We start from the raw sequence: 17,239 nt of genomic DNA, 5'->3' as shown, positions 1-17,239 counted from the left end.
TCTCCACTCTCTCGGTACACAACGTCCCGTCGGTGCCATACATGCACCGGCGGGACGTTCTTTTCTCCACACACGGATGGACACCGGCGACAGCTGGCGTGACCTGCGCGGTCGTACCCGCAGGCGGCCGGAAACCAGTAAACCCGCGACCTTTACCCGGCGCACAAACGACCCGGGTCACGGGGCAATCTATTGACACACAGCCGGCCCCTCACGATGCTGGGTGACGCGCGGAGGCAAAAGGCCGGAGGTGTCCCGGGCACTTACTTCGTTCCCTCCTTGTTCCGTCGAAGACGAAGCCCGGGTGCCGCCGGCCCCTGACCGTCGACCGGTTCCAGTAACAGCATTTCCGCTCCGGTGGGCGGCCCGCTGTTCCTGTGTTCTCACCGCGCGAAGCCGGATTCGAGGCGCCGCGATTCATGGCGACTGGATTCCGCGACGGTATTCGTGCGGTGTCCGCGCGTGCCGAAACCCTGCGAACAGCCCAGGAGAAACCTGCCATGCCCGAGAACCCATCCGACACGCCCGTCGAGCGCCCGCTCACCGGCGGTGGTTCCGTCACCCGACGGAAGTTATTCGGCACGGCCGCGCTCGGCGCTGCCGTCGCCGGCGGCCTCGCCGCCGGTTCGGTCGCCTCGCCGGCCCGCGCCGCCGCCCCGGCAGCCGTCCCGACCAGCACCCAGCGGGAGCGGGCCGTTGTCATCGGCAGCGGCTTCGGCGGTGGCGTCACCGCGCTGCGGCTGGCCCAGGCCGGTGTCTCCACCCTGGTCCTCGAGCGCGGCATCCGGTGGCCAACCGGCCCGAACGCCAACACCTTCTCCCGGTTCGCGAACATCGACAACCGCTCGTCCTGGCTGACCGACCACGCCGTCGTCGGCGGTGTCGTGAAGAACTGGGACCCGTATGTCGGCGTCATCGAGAGTGTTCCCGGCAACAACATGACGATCAACTGCGGCGCCGCGTACGGCGGCGGCTCGCTGATGTACCACGGCATGACCCTGCAGCCCACCAAACAGCATTTCGCCCAGTCGATTCCGGTGGCGGCGGGCCTCTACGACGAGCTGAACTTCTGGGCCTACCCGATGGTGGCCCGGATGCTCGGGATCTCCACCATTCCCAACGACATCCTGAACACGGACCCGTACAAGTCCTCCCGGCTGTTCCGGGACGTCGCCCCACAGGCCGGGCTGCAGTCCGTCCCGGTGCCGCTGCCGATCGACTGGAACTTCGTCCGCGGCGAGCTGGCGGGCCGTTACACGCCCACCTACACCACCAGTGACATCGCCTTCGGTGTCAACAACGGCGGGAAGCGCTCGATCGACGTCACCTACCTGGCGGCTGCCGAGGCCACCGGGCGGGTCCGGGTCGCGACGCTGCACGTCGTCCGCGACATCTCGCTGGACTCGTTGAAGCGCTGGGTGCTCTCCGTGGACCGGATCGACACCGGTGGTGTCGTCCAGGAGCGCAAGACCATCATCGCCAACGCGGTGTTCCTCAACGCCGGCTCGGCGGGCACCACCCGGCTGCTGGTGAAGGCGAAGGCCAAGGGGCTGGTGCCGAACCTGCCCGACTCCATCGGCACGCAGTGGGGCAACAACGGCGACCGGATCTTCGCCTGGGTCGGCATGAACGGCGACCCGGGCACCGCGCAGGGGGGGCCGGCCTGCGTCGGCGGCCGCGACCCGCAGGCCACGATCCCCTACACGGTCATCCACGCGGGATCACCGGTGCCGACCAACGGTCAGAAGGTACTGACGGTCGTCGGCCTCGGCATCGTGAACCCCGTCGGCACCTGGGCATACGACAGCGCCAAGGACGACGCCGTCCTGACCTGGCCGACCGGCGCCGACGCCGCCCTGCAGCAGCAGATCGCCGGCAAGATGCAGCAGCTCGCCCAGGTCGGCGGCGGCATGATGATCGACACCAACGCCCAGGCGCAGTCCACCTGGCACCCGCTCGGCGGGGTGCCGATGGGGTCGGCGGTCGACCTCTACGGCCGGGTGGCGGGGCATCGCGGCCTCTACGTCCTCGACGGCTCGCGGATCCCCGGCTCGACCGGCGCCTGCAACCCGTCCATGACGATCGCGGCGCTCGCCGAGCACAGCCTGGCCACCATCGTGCGTCAGGACGTCCTCCGCGTCTTCTGACGCCGGACCGACACCGTGGCAGCACTACCCGTCAGCTGGCGCTGCCCGCGGTCACCACCTCCTGGCCGCCGCCCCCGCGGCTCCGTACCGGTCGGTGCGGTGGTGGGGACTCGTCCCGGGCATGGTTTCCCGAGAGGTTCCCGCGGCCAGGAGGTGGACATGACAGACGACTCCAGCGCCGGTCTCCCCGGCACTCCCGCCAGCACCACCCTGCTCCTCGACGCGTTCGGTCGCATCCGGGACGTCGTCCACGAGGTGGTGGACGGGTTGGAACCGGCCGAGCTCAACCAGCGTCTCGACGGGCGGGCCAACTCGATCACCTGGCTCGTCTGGCACCTGAGCCGGGTCCAGGACGACCATGTCGCCGGCGTCGCCGCGACCCCGCAGGTCTGGCACGCCGACGGGTGGGAGAAGCGGTTCGGGCTCGCCCTCGACACGGGCCCGCAGGACGGGTATCGCTCGATCGGCTACGGGCACAGCTCCGCCGACGTGGACGCTGTCCAGGTCAGCGACCCGGCGCTGCTGCTCGGCTACCACGACGCCGTCCACGCGCAGACCGCCCGCTACGTGGCCGGGCTGCGCGACGAGGACTTCGCGCGGGTCGTCGACACCGCCTGGGATCCCCCGGTGACTCTCGGGGTGCGGCTCGTCAGCGTGGTCTCCGACGACCTCCAGCACGCCGGCCAGGCCGCCTTCGCCCGCGGGCTCATCCACCCCGCCTGACGCCTGGCTCCTGACGCCTCGCTCATGACGCCCGGCGCCTCGCGCCTGGAGCCGGACGTCAGCCCGACCCGGTGGTGCCGGGAGGGCACTGGCGCGGCTCGTCCGCGGCCTTCGGCAGGACGACGTCGTGGGCCGTGGCGGTCAGCGACAGCCCGTCGGGCCCGCTGGACGCCTGCGCGATGACGAGGTCCAGCGGCAGCTGGCCGACCGGGATCGGCACGGACGGCAACAGCGAGCCCCCGGGAATCGGGATGGCGAAGTTGAGCGCCCCGCGCAGGGTGACCTCGCTCGGCACCATCGTGAGCAGGTTGTTGCGGACCTCGAAGGTGGTCACGCCGCCGACCTCCTGCGCGCCGAGCAGCGGGATGTCGATCCGCCCGGAGATCTCGATCCGCCGCCCGCCCTCGACCGGGTTGACCTGGATCTCGCCGGGCAGCGTGGCCAGGTAGGCGTTCAGGTCCGCGTAGTCGACGCGCACCCTCGCCCGGATGTCGTCGACCGGCACCGCACCGATGCTCCCGGAGATCATGTCGCCGAACGGCACGTGGATGCCGGTGAGCCTGGCCTGGACCTCGGAGATCTGCGGCCCCGGGGTGGCGATCCCCTCGATGGTGAGGCTGATGTCCTCGAGCTTGCCGAGCAGGATCTGGGTGAGGAACGGGAAGCCCCCGATGCTGACGTCACGCACCGTCGGCGCGGGCGCGCCGCATTCCAGCGCTTCCAGGACACTCGTGCGGACCTGCCTGGCCATCTGGTCCTCGGCCTCGGCGACGGCGAGCCGGTCGCCGACGACGAGCAGCACCAGCAGAACGACCAGCGCGACCAGGGCGGCGATCCACCGCCTGCGCCGCCGCCGGCCGGCGGAAGGCGCACCCGCGGCGCCGGGAGCACCCGGACCGCCGAAACCACCACCCGGACCGCCCGGGCCACCGTCCGGGGCGACGCCCGCACCCGGCGCCGGGCCCGCTCCCGGCGGGGCCCACCGCGGGTCCCCGGGCGGCGGCCCCCACTGGTTGCCGGCAGCCGACCAGGGTGTGCTGCCATCCCCGTGCGACCCGTCGTCGTAGCCGTCCGCTCTGCGGGTCGGTGGCACCTCCGCCCACGGCTGGGGGCCGGGAACCTCCCCCGCGACCGGACGGGCCCACTCCGAACGGAAGGTGTCCGCCGGACCGGCGGCGGGCCGCGGTCCCGCGAAGCCGGGGATCTGCTGATGGCCTGTCTCGGGCTGGGGCTGTGTCTCAGGCTGGGCCTGTTCCTCCCACTGGGGCTGTTCCTCCCACTGGGGCTGTGTCTCAGGCTGGGGCTGTGTCTCAGGCTGGGGCTGTGTCTCCGGCCGGGGCACGGCTGCGCGTGGGAGATACAGCGTCGACTCGTCGCCGGCCGGGCGCTGACCTTCGCCCGGTTCCGCGGCGGCCGCTCGGCCCCGGTCGGCCGACGTCGGAGACCCTGCCTCGCCGCCGCCCTGATCCACCAAGACCATCTCCCGTTCCGTGCCGGTCCTGGTGACCCGGTGGCCGCCCGAGCTTCGTCCGCCCCGAGCCTACTGCCGAGCCGGCCCGCTCCCGAGGAGCCGGGAATGACGTGTGGTCACGCAATGCAGACGATTCCGGCATCCTTCGGTCACGGAACCCAGGGAAACGCTGGCCGAGACCGGCCGGCCCGGTCCGCCCGCCCGGGGCCGTTCACCGAAGGGCCCGCAGGACGCCCCCGGCTTTCACTTCCTAGATGAATCTCGCCCAGGAGAGCGGGGCCGGTGTGGTGTGGGCGAGCGCGTCGAGGGTCTGCGTGGACACCGCGGCCGTCATGAATCCGATGATGGCGTCGAGAAGGTCCATCAGGTGCACCTCGAAGGGCAGCACCGGCTGGTCGGCCGCGTGTGCGCGCTGGCGTTCGGCGGTCGCCTCGACGACGAGGGACATCGCCTGCGCGATCCGGTTCGTGCGCAGCGGCTCGGCGATGTGGGGGAGGTACGTCGCCAGCTGTTCCTGGAATTCTCGCGACGAGGTGCGCATCGGCTCCGGCATGCACCCGAAGATGTCGCGGCGGCCGTACTGCTTCAGCATGGCCACGAAAGTCAGGTAGTAACTGTCCGCTATCTCACTGTGTTCCATCAGGGGGCGCACCTGGCATTCGACCAGACCACGCAGGTCGCTCGTGCCGCGTTCGACCATCAGGTCCAGCCGACGCTGATGGAGCCACGGCAGCCGGTACTCGAAGATCGCCTGGATCAGCCGGTCCTTGGAGCCGAAGTGGTACTGCACCGCCGAGTTGTTCCCGTTGCCGGCGGCAGCACCTATCTGCCGCAGCGAGATCCCCTCAATTCCGTGTACCGCGAACAGGCGCTCGGCAGCGAGGAGGATCTGCTTCTTACTCGAGGTGGTCACTACCGGCATGGGCCGGATACAAGCATCATGTCGCCATGCCGGTCAAGCGCTCGCGGAGGGCGCCGGCCCCGGTACGGAGCCGGCGCGCACCAATTACCGCCGGCGACCGACGCCGCAGGATTCCAACGGCGCGAACGGACCGTCCGGCCCCGGGTCGTTGCGCCAGTAAGGCGGCGAGACGATTCCGGGCTCGACAAGCTCGAGGCCGTCAAAAAAAACCCTGATCTGGTCGACGGTGCGATAGTGGTATCCGTTTCCGTCCGTGGTGACCACGTTGAGGTCGTCGACGCCGAGATCATGGTCCTTGCCCGCCGCCGGGCCCGGCGCCGGGGCTGACGTCCGGTCGTCCGACCCGTCCTCGAGGACCAGGAAACTGCCGGCGGGCAGTGCGGCCACGAGCCGCCGTGCGATGGAGTAGGCCTCGTCGAGGTCGGCGATGAGACCCATGATCGACATCAGCATCAGGCCGATCGGCCGGGTGAAGTCCAGCGTCTCGGCGGCGAACTCCAGGATGCGATCCGGGTCGCGGGCGTCGGCCTCGAGATAGGTGGTGACACCCTCGGGTGTACCGGCCAGCAGCGCCCTGGCGTGGATGAGCACCATGGGGTCGTTGTCGACGTAGACGACCCGCGATTCCGGCGCTATCCGCTGGGCGACCTGGTGGGTGTTGTTCTCGACCGGCAGGCCGGTGCCGACGTCGAGGAACTGGCGCACGCCCTCCTCGGCCACCAGATAGGTGATGGCCCGCGCGAGAAAGGCCCGGGACGACCGGGCGACGTCCACCATCTGCGGGAAGACCGCGATGGTCCGGTCGCCGTGCGCCCGGTCGACCGGGAAGTTGTCCTTGCCGCCCAGGTAGTAGTTCCAGACCCGGGCCGAGTGCGGCCGGGTCGTGTCGAAGGTCGGGGGCGGGTACGGCTGGTTGTCGGTCACGGCTGTCTGGGCTCCCCTTCGAGGCCGAATCGCCAGAGATCGCAGAGCGGGGCGTCCGTCGGCGCGGTGCCCGGACGTGAGGTCCGGGCACCGCGCCGACGGGCCGGTCAGCTCAGCGAGATGGAGCGGTCGATGAACTCGCTGGTGATGATGTCCTGGGGCTTCAGGCCCGGGGCCGGAGGTGTTCCCGCCTCGGTGAGGCCCGGGGTGAGCCGCCCGATCAGGCTCTCGACCCGCTCGCTGTCGAAGCTGCCGAAGGTCCCGTCGCTGCCGTTCGCGACCAGGCCGAGCTCGCGCTGCCGGGTGTTCCCGTCCGCGAGCAGGCCGGTGGACAGCTCGTAGCCCGCGGTCTCCAGCTTCGAGGTGACCTCGATCATCAGCTCGTTGGCCGGTTCCGGGTCGGCGAGGTAGTCGACCATCGCCTGCTGGAACAGCGGGACGAGCTTCGACAGGCACTCCTGGTTCGTCGCCACCTTGTCCTTGCGGACGGCCAGCACGTTGGCGTAGGCCGGGTACTCGTCGCCGACCAGCACGTACTTCACCGGCTTCGCCCACTCCTGGACGTCGTGCTCGAGCCGGTACGGCTCGTCGGTGACGAAGCCGGCCTGCACGATCCCGCCGTCCTCGGCGACGAACCGGCTGATGTCCCCGGTGTAGGAGTTGTCGATCTGGGACCGCTGGAACAGGCCCTCGCCGACCAGCGCGTTCAGGTAGGACTCGTCCCCGACCAGCACCGTCTTCCCGGACCGGCCGATGTCCTCGAGGGTGGTGAAGTCCAGCGCCGGGTCACCCCAGAAGAACATCAGCGGTGACTTCGCGTAGGGGGCGAGCACGCCGACCGACGGGTGCTCGGCGGAGTTGCGGATCACCTCGTCCAGGTCGAGGTAGCCGAGCAGGATGTCGTCGTCCTTCTCGAACAGCGCGGTGACCGGGTCGAAGCCGACGGCCGGCCCCCCGGACCGGATCTCCAGGTCGACGCCGGTGGCGCCGAGCGGCCCGGACACCGAGAACGCACCTGCGTCGATCTTCGGGTCGGGCCCGAGCAGCTGGTAGGTCGAGCCGTAGTCGACCTCCGGCCACCAGCTGGTCTGCACGACGACGGTGTCCGGGCACACACCTTTCAGCGGGGTGGTGTAGTTCGCCCCGGCGGCTGCCCCGGCGGCGCTGGCGGCCGCTTCCGTGTCTGACTCGGAGTCACCGCACCCGGCCAGTCCGAGGGCCAGGCCCGCGGCGCAGGCCCAGGCCGCCACCGAACGAAGTCTCGTCACGTGCTCTGCTCTCCTCGGCACAGGGAAGGACAGGAACGACAGGCAGGAACAGCCGGACGTGAATCCCGGGGCGGCGGGTCGCCACAGTGACAGGTCCCCCCGTTATCTGTCACCTGCCAATTCGGGCGCCAGCCTCCCACGCCCTCGGATTTCACCTGCAACCAGGTACCTTCACCGCATTCGTGTACGGATAGTGTTCCGGCGTGCCCGACGGCGAAGCCCCCGATCCAGCCACGCCGGGAGCCCCTCCCGCTGTCCGTGTCAGCGAGCGCTGGGGCTCACCTGGCGCAGGTGGGACGCACGCAGCGCTTCGGTCGCTCGGAATCCGAGCCGGGCGGACGGTGCTGCCGCCGCTGGGCGTGTTCGCGGTGGTGACCGGCATCTGGTACGCGGTCAGCTACTGGTTCCTCGCCCCCCGGCGCCGCTTCCTGCTCCCGCCACCGCACGAGATCGTGGCCGAGGGCTTCCTGGACCGCCGCACCGCCGACGAGATCCTCACCGCACTGGCGGGGACGGCCAAGGTCGCCCTGGTCGGGCTCGCGATCGCCGCGGCCCTCGGCATCGCCGCGGCGATCCTGATGGCGCAGGCGCGCTGGATCGAGAACTCCTTCTACCCGTGGGCCATCCTCCTGCAGACCATCCCGGTGCTGGCGATCGTCCCGCTCATCGGCTTCTGGCTCGGATACGGCTTCTGGTCCCGCACCGTGGTCTGTGTCGTGATCTCGATGTTTCCCATGATCACGAACACCCTGTTCGGCATCCAGTCCGTGGACGCCGGCCACCACGACCTGTTCACGTTGCGCCGGGTCGGTCGGTGGCGCCGGCTGGTGCACCTCGAGCTGCCCAGCGCCCTGCCCGCGGTCTTCGCCGGCCTGCGTATCTCGGCCGGGCTCGCGGTCATCGGCGCGATCGTCGGCGACTTCTTCTTCCGTCGTGGAGACGTGGGCATCGGTGCCCTCATCGACAACTACACCCGCGACCTGTCGTCCGCGCCGCTGTTCGCCGCCATCATCTCCTCGGCACTGTTCGGGCTGGTGGTCTTCTGGCTGTTCGGTCTCGCCGCACGGCTGGTCGTCGGTTCCTGGCACGACTCCGCACGCGGCTGAACCACCCGCGGCGCCGTGGTCGGCACCAACGCCGACAGCACCTCGCGGAGCAGTGCGAAACCGTCCTCGCTGAGCACCGACTCGGGGTGGAACTGGAGACCGGCGAAGGTCGGCCCGCGCAGCGCGTGCACCGCGCGGACCGGGTGACCGCCCGGCGGCGGCGCCGGATCGTCGACGACGTCCCGGCAGACCTCGACGGTGCCGAACGGCGTGCTGAGCTCGCGCTGTGCGCAGACGGCGGTGAACGTCGAGTAGAACCCGACCCGGCGCGGGCGGCCGAAGAAGTCGATCTCCCGGGCCAGCCCCTGGGAGGTCTCCTCGCGCCGGTGCAGGCGCAGCCCGAGGAGATCGGCGAGCAGCTGGTGCCCGAGGCAGACCGCCAGCAGGGGCCGCCGCCGGGTGAGCGCCCCGGCCACGAGCGACCGCAGGGCCGTCATCCGCGGATCGTCGCGCACGGTCGGGTCACCGGGGCCCGGGCCGGCGACCAGCAGGTCGAACCCGGCGGTGTCCCGGGCGTCTCCCGCATCCCGCCAGTCCCGCACCGTCACGGCGAGGCCGAGACCGCGCAGCTGGTGGGCGAGCATGCCACTGAAGGCGTCCTCACCGTCCACTATCAGTGCGGACCTGCCGCCGAGCGGGGCAGGCGCGGGCACGCCGGCCTGCCTGTCCAGCAGCCAGAACCGGGCCAGCCGCTCGGTGCGCGCCGCGAGCGCGTCCGCGACCAGCGGATCGTCTCCGAACGTGGCCGGCGGGACAGCTCCTGCCAGCTCCCCGCCCACCGAGCCCGCGCCCACCGCTCCCACCGAGGCCACCGAGGCCACCGAGGCACCGCCACCCGAACCAGGGCCCGCCGAACCGCCCGGCGGCGACAGCAGACCCAGAGCCGCGAGGATCCCGGCCGCCTTGGTGTGGGTCTCCGCCGTCTCCCCTGCCGGTGTCGAGTGGCGCACCAGGGTGGCACCGACCGACACGCGCAGCTCGCCGGCTGGTGAGATCTCCGCGGTGCGGATCAGGATCGGCGCGTCCAGCGTCTGCCCGCCGGACTCGTCGGTGCCGAACAGCGCGAGCACTCCGCTGTAGTACCGCCGCCCGCGCCGCTCGTGCCGGGCGATCACCCTGGCCGCGTTCTCCAGCGGGCTGCCGGTGACCGTCGGCGCGAACATCGTCTCCCGCAGGACGTCCCGCACGTCGAGCCGGCCTCGCCCGACCAGCAGGTACTCGGTGTGGACGAGGCTCGACATCTCCTTCAGGTACGGGCCGAGCACCTGGCCGCCCTCGTCGGCGACCCGGGCCATCATCTTCAGCTCCTCGTCGAGCACCATGTGCAGCTCGTCGATCTCCTTGCGGTCGGCCAGGAAGCCCAGCAGCGCCTCGCGGTCCGGTCCGGTCGGCGGCAGCCGGTGGGTGCCGGAGATCGGGTTCATCATGACCAGCCCGCCCTCGACGCTGACGTGGCGTTCGGGGGTCGCCCCGACCAGCAGCCGGGTGCCCGTGTGGACGACGAACGTCCAGTAGGTGCCGCGCTCGCCGGTGAGCAGCCGGCGCAGCACCGCGAGGGCCGCGGTGACCGGCGGGCCGGCGATCGAGGCGGTGTAGGTGCGGTGGATGACGAAGTTCGACCCCTCGCCCCGCCCGATCTCGTCCCGCAGCACCGCCTCCACCGTGCGCGCGTACGGCTCGTCGCCCGGGTCGAAGGCGCCGCCCTCGCAGACGACGTCCTCGTCGGGAAGGGCCCGCAACGCGGCGGGCAGGCCGACCCGCTCCCAGGCATCGACGCGCAGGCACTCCAGCGGGGTGCCGTCGTCGACACAGGTGAAGCCGCGTTCGGCGAGCTGGCGGTAGGGAACGAGCGCCAGCACGCGGGGTCCGGCGGGCCCCGGCGGCAGGTCGATGTCGGCGATCCGGCCAGCGGTCTCGACCGTCCCGACGAGCACGTCGAGGTGGTCGGCCCCGTCCCGCCGGATCAGCGCGAACGGGCCGGGATCGGTTCCCGCGGAGAGGGCCGCGAGCAGGTCGTGCAGCAGATTCACGATCGTTTCCTCGAGGTCGGGAGCCGCCGGGACCGGACGGCCCGCCCGAGCTGAGGAAACGACGACGGCCGCCGGACGGGGCGGCCGCGTGATGGGTCTACGCGCGAAGGAGGTGGGCCGCCACCGGGGCGGGCCACCAGAGGTTCCTCAACGCGTGCATGCGGTCACTGTAGCCGATCGCGATCGACCACGGCGGCGGGGCCGGCGGGCCGGCGGGTCCCAGCCCCCGGAGGCATGGCCGGCCGGCGCAGCCGGATCAGGCCCGACCGCCCCGGCTCGGACGCGGAAGACTACGGTGATCGGCGCGACCGGCGGATCCTGCGGCCTGCGCCTGCCCGGGCCGGGCCGGGATACGGACGCAGAGAAAAACTCCGGGCCAGCCCATCATGGTGCGGGCTGGCCCGGAGCGGTAAAGCAGGAGCGGGTACCGAAGGCTCGGGCACCGGGCACCAAAGGCACGCCGATCGGCGCTGGAGGTTCGGAACGCGGCCGCGCCGTCAGGTCGAGACGGTCTCCTTCGCCGTGGGGTGGGGTGCCACCGGATCCGGAGTCCCCTCGGTGGCCTCGACCTCCTCGACTGCCGGCCTGGCCGCCCCGCCCGCGGTGCCCGCCGCCGGGGTCGCGACGGTGCCGGGCTCGGCGAAGCGGTCGCCGAGCAGAGCCAGGTCATAGGACTGGCGGGCCATCCAGAACCGCAGGAAGCCGGTCAGCGAGTAGCGCAGGAACAGCGCCGCGCCGATGACCGCGGCGGTGATCCCGCCGAGCCCGAGCGCGAGCGCGTCGCGCTGGACGAGCGGGTCGCGGGTGCCGTGCGACGTCGCGTACGCGGTGATGGCGAGCGCGGCGCCCGCCGCCATCAGCACCACGCCGAGGCGCACCCACAGGCGCGGCCGGCCGGCCGCCGGATCGGGGATCTTCAACTCCCCGAGCTCGCGGACGAAACGGTCCGCGCGCGAGTCAGTCGTCATGTGGAACTCCCCAGATAGAGGGCGGATAGTTCGGCGCGCAGCTCGCTGTCGGGGGCGCCCTCTCGTTCGACGCGACCGCGCACCATGACCGCCGCGTGGTCGGCGATACCGAGAACGGCAGCCGCGAACTGTTCCACGACCAGGACGCCGACACCCTGGCGGGCGATCTCGGCGACCTGCTCGTAGAGGCGTCCGACGACCAGGGGTGCCAGCCCCATCGAGAGCTCGTCGAGCAGCAGCACCGCCGGATCGGTCGCGAGGCCGCGGGCCAGCGCGAGCATCTGCTGCTCGCCGCCCGACATGCTGCCGGCCGGCTGGTTGGCCCGCTTCGCGAGAATCGGGAACCGCTCGAAGGCGACGGCCTCGATCTCGGCGCGGCTGTGACCGGTGAAGGTCATCATCAGCAGGTTGTCGCGGACGGACAGGTTCGGGAACACCCCCCGGCCCTCGGGGATCAGGCAGACCCCCGCCCGGGCCAGGTCGCGGGGGTTCGCCCCGGTCATGTCCCGCCCGCCCAGCAGCAGCTGGCCGGACTGGACGGGGTGGGTGCCGGCGGCGACGCCCAGCGACGTCGTCTTGCCGGCGCCGTTCGGCCCGAGCAGCGCCACCACCTGGCCGGCGGAGACACTCACGTTCACACCGTGCAGAACGGTGATCTTGCCGTAGGCGGCACGGACGTCACGCAGCTCCAGGAGAGGTGTCACGCCGCATCCCCCAGGTAGGCCGCCAGGACCTGCTCGTTGCGCCGGATCTCCGCCGGCGGCCCGGAGGCGATCACCTTGCCGAGGTCGAGCACGTGCAGGTCGTCGCAGACGCTCATGACCAGGTCCATGTCGTGCTCGACGATGAGCACGGTGGCCCCCTCGGCGGCGAGCGAGCGGAGCAGGTCCGCGAACCGCTCGGTCTCCTCGGGGTCCTGGCCGGCGGCCGGCTCGTCCAGCAGCAGCAGTCTGGGCTGCGCCGCCAGTGCCCGCGCCACCTCGACGAGCCGGGCCGCGCCGGTCGACAGGGTGTCGGCCGAGGTGTCCGCGAGCCGGGTCAGGCCGAGCCGGTCGAGGATCTGGTCGACCAGCTCGGCCGCGTGCCGGCGGTTCGCGCCGAGTTCGGCGGCGACCAGCAGGTTGTCCCGGACGGTCAGCCGGCCGAACAGCTCGAGCCGCTGGAACGTCCGGGCCAGCCCGTGCCGGCTTCGCCGCGTCGGGCCGAGGCGGGTGACCTCCCGGCCCTCGATGAACACCTGCCCGGACGACGGCCGGCGCAGGCCCGTGATGACGTCGAACAGGGTGCTCTTGCCCGCCCCGTTGGGTCCGATGAGGCCGGTGATCCTTCCCTGCTCGGCGGAGATGGCGACGTCGCTGAGCGCGCGCACCCCGCCGAAGGCGACGGTCACCTCCCTAACCTCCAGCAATGCCACGGGCCAGCACCTCCTCGTCCTCCCGGCGCCACTCCCGCCGCACGCCCCACCATTCGACGGGGACGTCCGTCTCGGTGGAGCGGGCCGTCCGGGCCTGCTCCAGCGCGGACGCCGCGACCTGCGCGGCGACGATCAGGAGGAGGGCCAGACCGAATGTCAGCCAGCCGTCCAGGACGTCCTGCAGCTGCGCGACCCACAGCGCCGCGAGAGCGACGATGAGGCCACCCAGCACGGGCTTGTTCCGGCCCAGCGGCTCGTACCCGGAACGGATCTCGGGGACGGCGCCGTCCGGGTTCCTGGCCAGCCCCAGCCCGGCGAGAGCCGGCAGCACCGAGGTGATGTTCTGCGCGAACGCGCCCGCGGCGGAGATCACCGGGAAGGAGCCGCCGACGGCCACACCGGTGAACAGGCCGTTGCCGACGGCGGTGAGCCCGCCGACGACGGCCACCAGGAACAGCGGCAGCCCGGCGACGAGGCCGAACTGCTCGGCGGTGACCGAGCGCTGCTGCATGCCGTACAGCGCCCCGCCCAGGCCCGCGATGCCCGCGGACAGCGCGAAGACCGCGACCTTCGACAGCAGCAGGTTGCCGCCGAGCGTCGCGTAGGCCGCCTCGCTGTCGCGCAGCGCGATGAGCTGACGACCGAACCGGCCGCGCCGCAGCATCGCGATCGCCAGCGAGCCGAGAGCCAGCCAGATGGCGGCGAACACCATCAGCTCGGAGCCGTCGTCGAGGCGCCAGCCGAACAGTGACGGTCCGGCGACGTCGACGGTGCCGCCGTCGAACAGCGCGATGTTCAGGCCCAGCACCTCGAAGGAGGGCAGGGTGAAGATCCACCGGTCGAGGATGACGGCGAAGGCGGTGGTGCCCAGCGCGAGGTACACACCGGACAGCCGCAGCGCGGGCAGCGCGATCAGCGCCCCCGCCGCGCCGGCGATCGCGACCGCGAGCGGAAGCGCCCACAGCTGGCCGTCGGCACCCGCGTGCGCCCACACGGCCGCACCGATGCCGGCCATGCTCAGCTGGCACAGGGAGATCTGCCCCGCGTAGCCCGCGAGCGGGACGTAGGACAGCGCGATCACACCGAACGAGAAGATCTGCCCGTAGGTGATCAGATCTCCCTCGCCGAGCAGCGAGGCGAGTACCAGCCCGAAGACCACCACGCCGCCGGCGAACAGCAGTGCGCCCTGCAGCGACGGGGTCGGCACGGGGCGTGCCTTCGTGTCCCGCCCGCGCAGCCGCCGGTGCGGGAACACCAGCAGCGACAGGAACAGCAGCAGCGCCGGTGCGGCGAGCCGCAGGCCGGGCAGGTAGTCGTTCTGCGGCAGGTACCCGGTCAGGTAGCTCTCCAGGCACCCGACGACCACCGCGCCGAGGAAGGTCAGCGGCAGGCTGCGCAGCCGCCCGAAGATCGCCGCCGTGTAGGCACTCACGATCAGCAGCGACAGCTGGGAGGCGTCCAGGGAGACGGCCGGCGCGATGAGGATGCCGCCGACCGCCGCCAGCTGCGTGCCGAGGATCCAGGCGACCTGGTTGGACCGCACCGGGTTGGCTCCGGTGAGGCCCACCAGGGCCCGGTCGTCGACACTGGCCCGCATCTCGGCGCCGATGCGGGTCCCGTACAGCAGGATCCGCAGGCCGATCGCCACGGCCACCGCCACGATCATGGTCAGGGCCTGGTGCCAGGTGATCGTGGCGGGCCCGATGTCGATCGCGTCGGTGTTCTCGAAGAACCTCGGCAGCGACCGGGCCTCGTTCGGGTCCCAGATCCACCGGGCGGCCGCGATGAGACCGCTCAGCATCGCCACCGTCATCACCAGGCGCTCGGCGTCACCCAGGCCCTGGATCGGCCGGAGCACCACGCGTTCGACCAGCAGGCCGAACGCGGGTGCGAGAACCACCAGAACAAGGACCAGCGCGAGCGGTACCGGCAGCCCCCAGCCCTCGGTGAGCTGCCAGTACGCGAACGCCGCCATCATGCCGGCCGCACCGTGCGCGAAGTTGAACACGCCGGTGGTGGTGTAGGTGAGCACCAGGCCACTGCCGATGATGGCGTAGATGGCCGCGGTGCTCAGACCCACGATCCCGAAGGTGAACAGCTGCTCCATGGCTACTGGAGATCGCTCAGGCTTTTGCCGACACTGGCCAGGGTGAGCGGAGAACCGTAGTCACCCGTGTACCGGACCTCGGGCGCGTCGCAGCGGAACGCGCCCTCGTCGGGCTCGAAGTCAGCGATCTCCCAGCCGTCCGGCGTCGCCTGCACCACGTTGAAGCACTTCAGCGGCGCGTCGGCCTCGGTGATGTCGACCTCCGCCTGAAGCCCGCCGGCCGTCCAGTCGTTCTGCTCCCGGGCGGTCTCGTACAGGCACGTGCGGGTGAGGTCGTCGCCGCACTCGGAGGCCGAGGTGGCGAACAGCAGCCAGGCGGAGAAGGCGCGCAGCGCCGGGAAGGTGATCTCGGCGTCCGGCGCGTACTCCTCGTACAGCTCCTCGACCTGCTCCAGCGCGGGGATGTCGTCAGCGGCCTCGAGCGGAGCCACGCCACTGAGGTCGGCGTAGTTGGGCTGGAAGTCGATGGCGTCGCCGGCCAGCTCGGCGAAGTTCGTGCCGTAGGCGTTGCTGTTCGCGTCGATCCAGTCGAGCTTGTAGTCGATCGCCTTCAGCACCTGCTCCAGGCTCGCCAGGCTGCGGAAGTCGCCCTGGAAGACCAGGCCCTTCACACCCTTGCTCTTGAGAGCCTGGGCGTAGGGGGTCCAGTCGGACACCCCCGCGGCCGGGTAGAGGTCCTGGTAGACGACCGTGCCGCCGGTCTTCTGCAGCGCCTCGACGGTCTGGTCGCCGATGACCTTGGTCACGGGCGAGTCACCGGCGATGACGCCGACCGCGCTCGCCGAGGCCGGGTGGGCCTCCTTGAGCAGCCAGGTGTAGTAACCGGCGTAGCGGGCGAAGGAGTGCCCGGCGCCGATCGCGTCGATCTGCAGGTCCGAACCGAGGTTCTCGACCTGGCTGGTCTGCGCGGGAATGTCGGGGAGCAGGCACTTGAGCCGCTCCTCGACGCCACCGGCGTCGAGAGCGGAGCCGCCGCCGACGATGGCGAAGTCCTCACGGCACGACTCGATCATCCGCTGCCTGGTCTCGAAGATCTTCGAGTCCCGCAGGTTGTACTTGATCTCGCGGCCGTTGATGCCGCCCGCGGCGTTGCACCACTCGGTGAAGACCTTGGCCGCGTCGTCGAACTCCGAGTTCTTGGTGAAGCCGACGTCGCTGAAGGTTCCGACACTGATCTCGCTCGCGGTCACGCCCTGGGCGGGCACGCCCTTCGGGTCGCCGGGACCACAGACGTCCCGCAGGGTCCCGAAGTCGCCGGCCGCCGCTTCCGCCGCCGCTGTCGCCGGGGTGTCCTCAGCTCCTAATTCGCCGCCGCCACTCCTGCCGCACCCAGCAGCGAACACGGTCACCGCTGCGACAGCAGCGACGGCCGCGACAGTTCTACGCGGTCTCACGCATTTCCTCCTTGTTGCTGTCCCGACCCCGCCTCCGCCGGACGCAGGGGCCGCGGGGGACGCGGGGGACGCGGTCCGGGCTGTCGGGCACGGCCCCACCGGGGCCGCACCGTGCGCCTGGACGAAGGTCAGGTCGGGCTGGGCGTGCTGGAGCAACCGAGCAGCTGCCGGCGACGGACAAGCGGGCACCACGGGCCACAACGCGCCGCGCCCCGGTGGCCGACGGCACAGCTCGGCCCGGAGACAGACAGGTTGTGGCGCCCGGCCGGGGAGGTCAGTGCCGGCAGGGCACGGCGATCAGCCGGCTGTGCCGGCGTTTCAGGCGCCCTTGCCCGAGACGTCAGCCGTGCCATCAGCACCAACCTCGGCTCGATCATTTCGTAAGTGCCACTTGCAGTTTCCGGAAGGGATCTTCTCGGCGTGAGGAAACTATCGACTCTGCCAGCGAGAATCAAACGTCGTTCAGATCGCCGGAACGCGAGTCGACACACTCCAGCCGCTACCACGCACAAGGAACAGACAACGCAGCGTGACAAGCCGGCCGGCCGGTCAGTTCTGCTCGGACAGCCGCCGGAGAACGCCGCACAACCGGGCCGCCACCCAAGCCGATCGGCAAGCTACCGGACGCATCCGCGGCGCCGCCGCGCGGGGCCGGGACCGACGGTGCACCCGTCGTCCAAGATCGTGAGATCTTGGCTCAGCACCCGGCAGATCCGTCCATCCGCCCAGGTAGGAGGCTGGCCGAGCGCCGACGCTGGCCGGCGG

Annotated in this window: 12 protein-coding genes and 1 pseudogene; 3 read left to right on the top strand and 10 right to left on the bottom strand. The window is 71.3% G+C overall.

The window, feature by feature from the left end; genetic code table 11:
* Positions 1 to 500: 500 nt before the first annotated feature.
* Together AB1460_RS03135 and AB1460_RS03130 are read left to right on the top strand one after the other, a co-directional pair.
* The gene (locus AB1460_RS03135; protein ID WP_368959017.1) at positions 501 to 2,147 is read left to right on the top strand and encodes a GMC oxidoreductase; all 1,647 of its coding nucleotides are present in this window, start codon (positions 501 to 503) and stop codon (positions 2,145 to 2,147) included.
* 159 nt (positions 2,148 to 2,306) lie between these two features.
* A complete protein-coding gene (locus AB1460_RS03130) occupies positions 2,307 to 2,870 on the top strand; it encodes a mycothiol transferase (protein WP_368959016.1) in 564 nt (187 codons plus the stop codon).
* 58 nt (positions 2,871 to 2,928) lie between these two features.
* Here the strand turns inward: AB1460_RS03130 and AB1460_RS03125 are convergent, their stop codons facing one another.
* The 4 genes from AB1460_RS03125 to AB1460_RS03110 all read right to left on the bottom strand — a co-directional run bounded on the left by AB1460_RS03125 (position 2,929) and on the right by AB1460_RS03110 (position 7,455).
* A complete protein-coding gene (locus AB1460_RS03125) occupies positions 2,929 to 4,350 on the bottom strand; it encodes an LmeA family phospholipid-binding protein (RefSeq protein WP_368959015.1) in 1,422 nt (473 codons plus the stop codon).
* 241 nt (positions 4,351 to 4,591) lie between these two features.
* Complete coding sequence (locus AB1460_RS03120; RefSeq protein WP_368959014.1) at positions 4,592 to 5,263, bottom strand: TetR/AcrR family transcriptional regulator; 672 nt, start codon at positions 5,261 to 5,263, stop codon at positions 4,592 to 4,594.
* Between the two features lie 84 nt (positions 5,264 to 5,347).
* Positions 5,348 to 6,187, bottom strand: coding sequence for an SAM-dependent methyltransferase (locus AB1460_RS03115; protein WP_368959013.1), 840 nt, complete (start codon positions 6,185 to 6,187; stop codon positions 5,348 to 5,350).
* Positions 6,188 to 6,294: 107 nt separating this feature from the next.
* Positions 6,295 to 7,455 (bottom strand): hypothetical protein, encoded by a 1,161-nt coding sequence (locus AB1460_RS03110; protein WP_368959012.1) that lies wholly within the window; start codon positions 7,453 to 7,455, stop codon positions 6,295 to 6,297.
* Between the two features lie 578 nt (positions 7,456 to 8,033).
* Here AB1460_RS03110 and AB1460_RS03105 point away from each other — a divergent pair.
* Positions 8,034 to 8,462: pseudogene (locus tag AB1460_RS03105) on the top strand (ABC transporter permease); the annotation flags it as partial.
* On the opposite strand, the gene AB1460_RS03100 reads toward AB1460_RS03105, so the two are convergent.
* From AB1460_RS03100 to AB1460_RS03075, 6 genes are all read right to left on the bottom strand, one after another.
* Positions 8,423 to 10,591 (bottom strand): anthranilate synthase family protein, encoded by a 2,169-nt coding sequence (locus AB1460_RS03100; RefSeq protein ID WP_368959011.1) that lies wholly within the window; start codon positions 10,589 to 10,591, stop codon positions 8,423 to 8,425. The pseudogene AB1460_RS03105 and the gene AB1460_RS03100 overlap by 40 nt on opposite strands.
* Before the next feature lie 497 nt (positions 10,592 to 11,088).
* Positions 11,089 to 11,559, bottom strand: coding sequence for a hypothetical protein (locus AB1460_RS03095; RefSeq protein ID WP_368959010.1), 471 nt, complete (start codon positions 11,557 to 11,559; stop codon positions 11,089 to 11,091).
* A complete protein-coding gene (locus tag AB1460_RS03090) occupies positions 11,556 to 12,263 on the bottom strand; it encodes an ABC transporter ATP-binding protein (RefSeq protein WP_368959009.1) in 708 nt (235 codons plus the stop codon). The genes AB1460_RS03095 and AB1460_RS03090 overlap by 4 nt, the downstream gene beginning before the upstream one ends.
* Complete coding sequence (locus tag AB1460_RS03085; RefSeq protein WP_368959008.1) at positions 12,260 to 12,949, bottom strand: ABC transporter ATP-binding protein; 690 nt, start codon at positions 12,947 to 12,949, stop codon at positions 12,260 to 12,262. The genes AB1460_RS03090 and AB1460_RS03085 overlap by 4 nt, the downstream gene beginning before the upstream one ends.
* Before the next feature lie 4 nt (positions 12,950 to 12,953).
* A complete protein-coding gene (locus AB1460_RS03080) occupies positions 12,954 to 15,080 on the bottom strand; it encodes an ABC transporter permease subunit (protein WP_368959007.1) in 2,127 nt (708 codons plus the stop codon).
* Between the two features lie 2 nt (positions 15,081 to 15,082).
* Positions 15,083 to 16,474, bottom strand: a complete 1,392-nt coding sequence (locus AB1460_RS03075; protein ID WP_368959006.1) for an ABC transporter substrate-binding protein — start codon at positions 16,472 to 16,474, stop codon at positions 15,083 to 15,085.
* Positions 16,475 to 17,239: the final 765 nt, after the last annotated feature.

It is taken from the genome of Parafrankia sp. FMc2 (assembly GCF_041008525.1).
In the GTDB taxonomy this organism is placed as follows: Bacteria; Actinomycetota; Actinomycetes; order Frankiales; family Frankiaceae; genus Parafrankia.
This window is presented reverse-complemented; position numbering and strand designations above follow the sequence as displayed.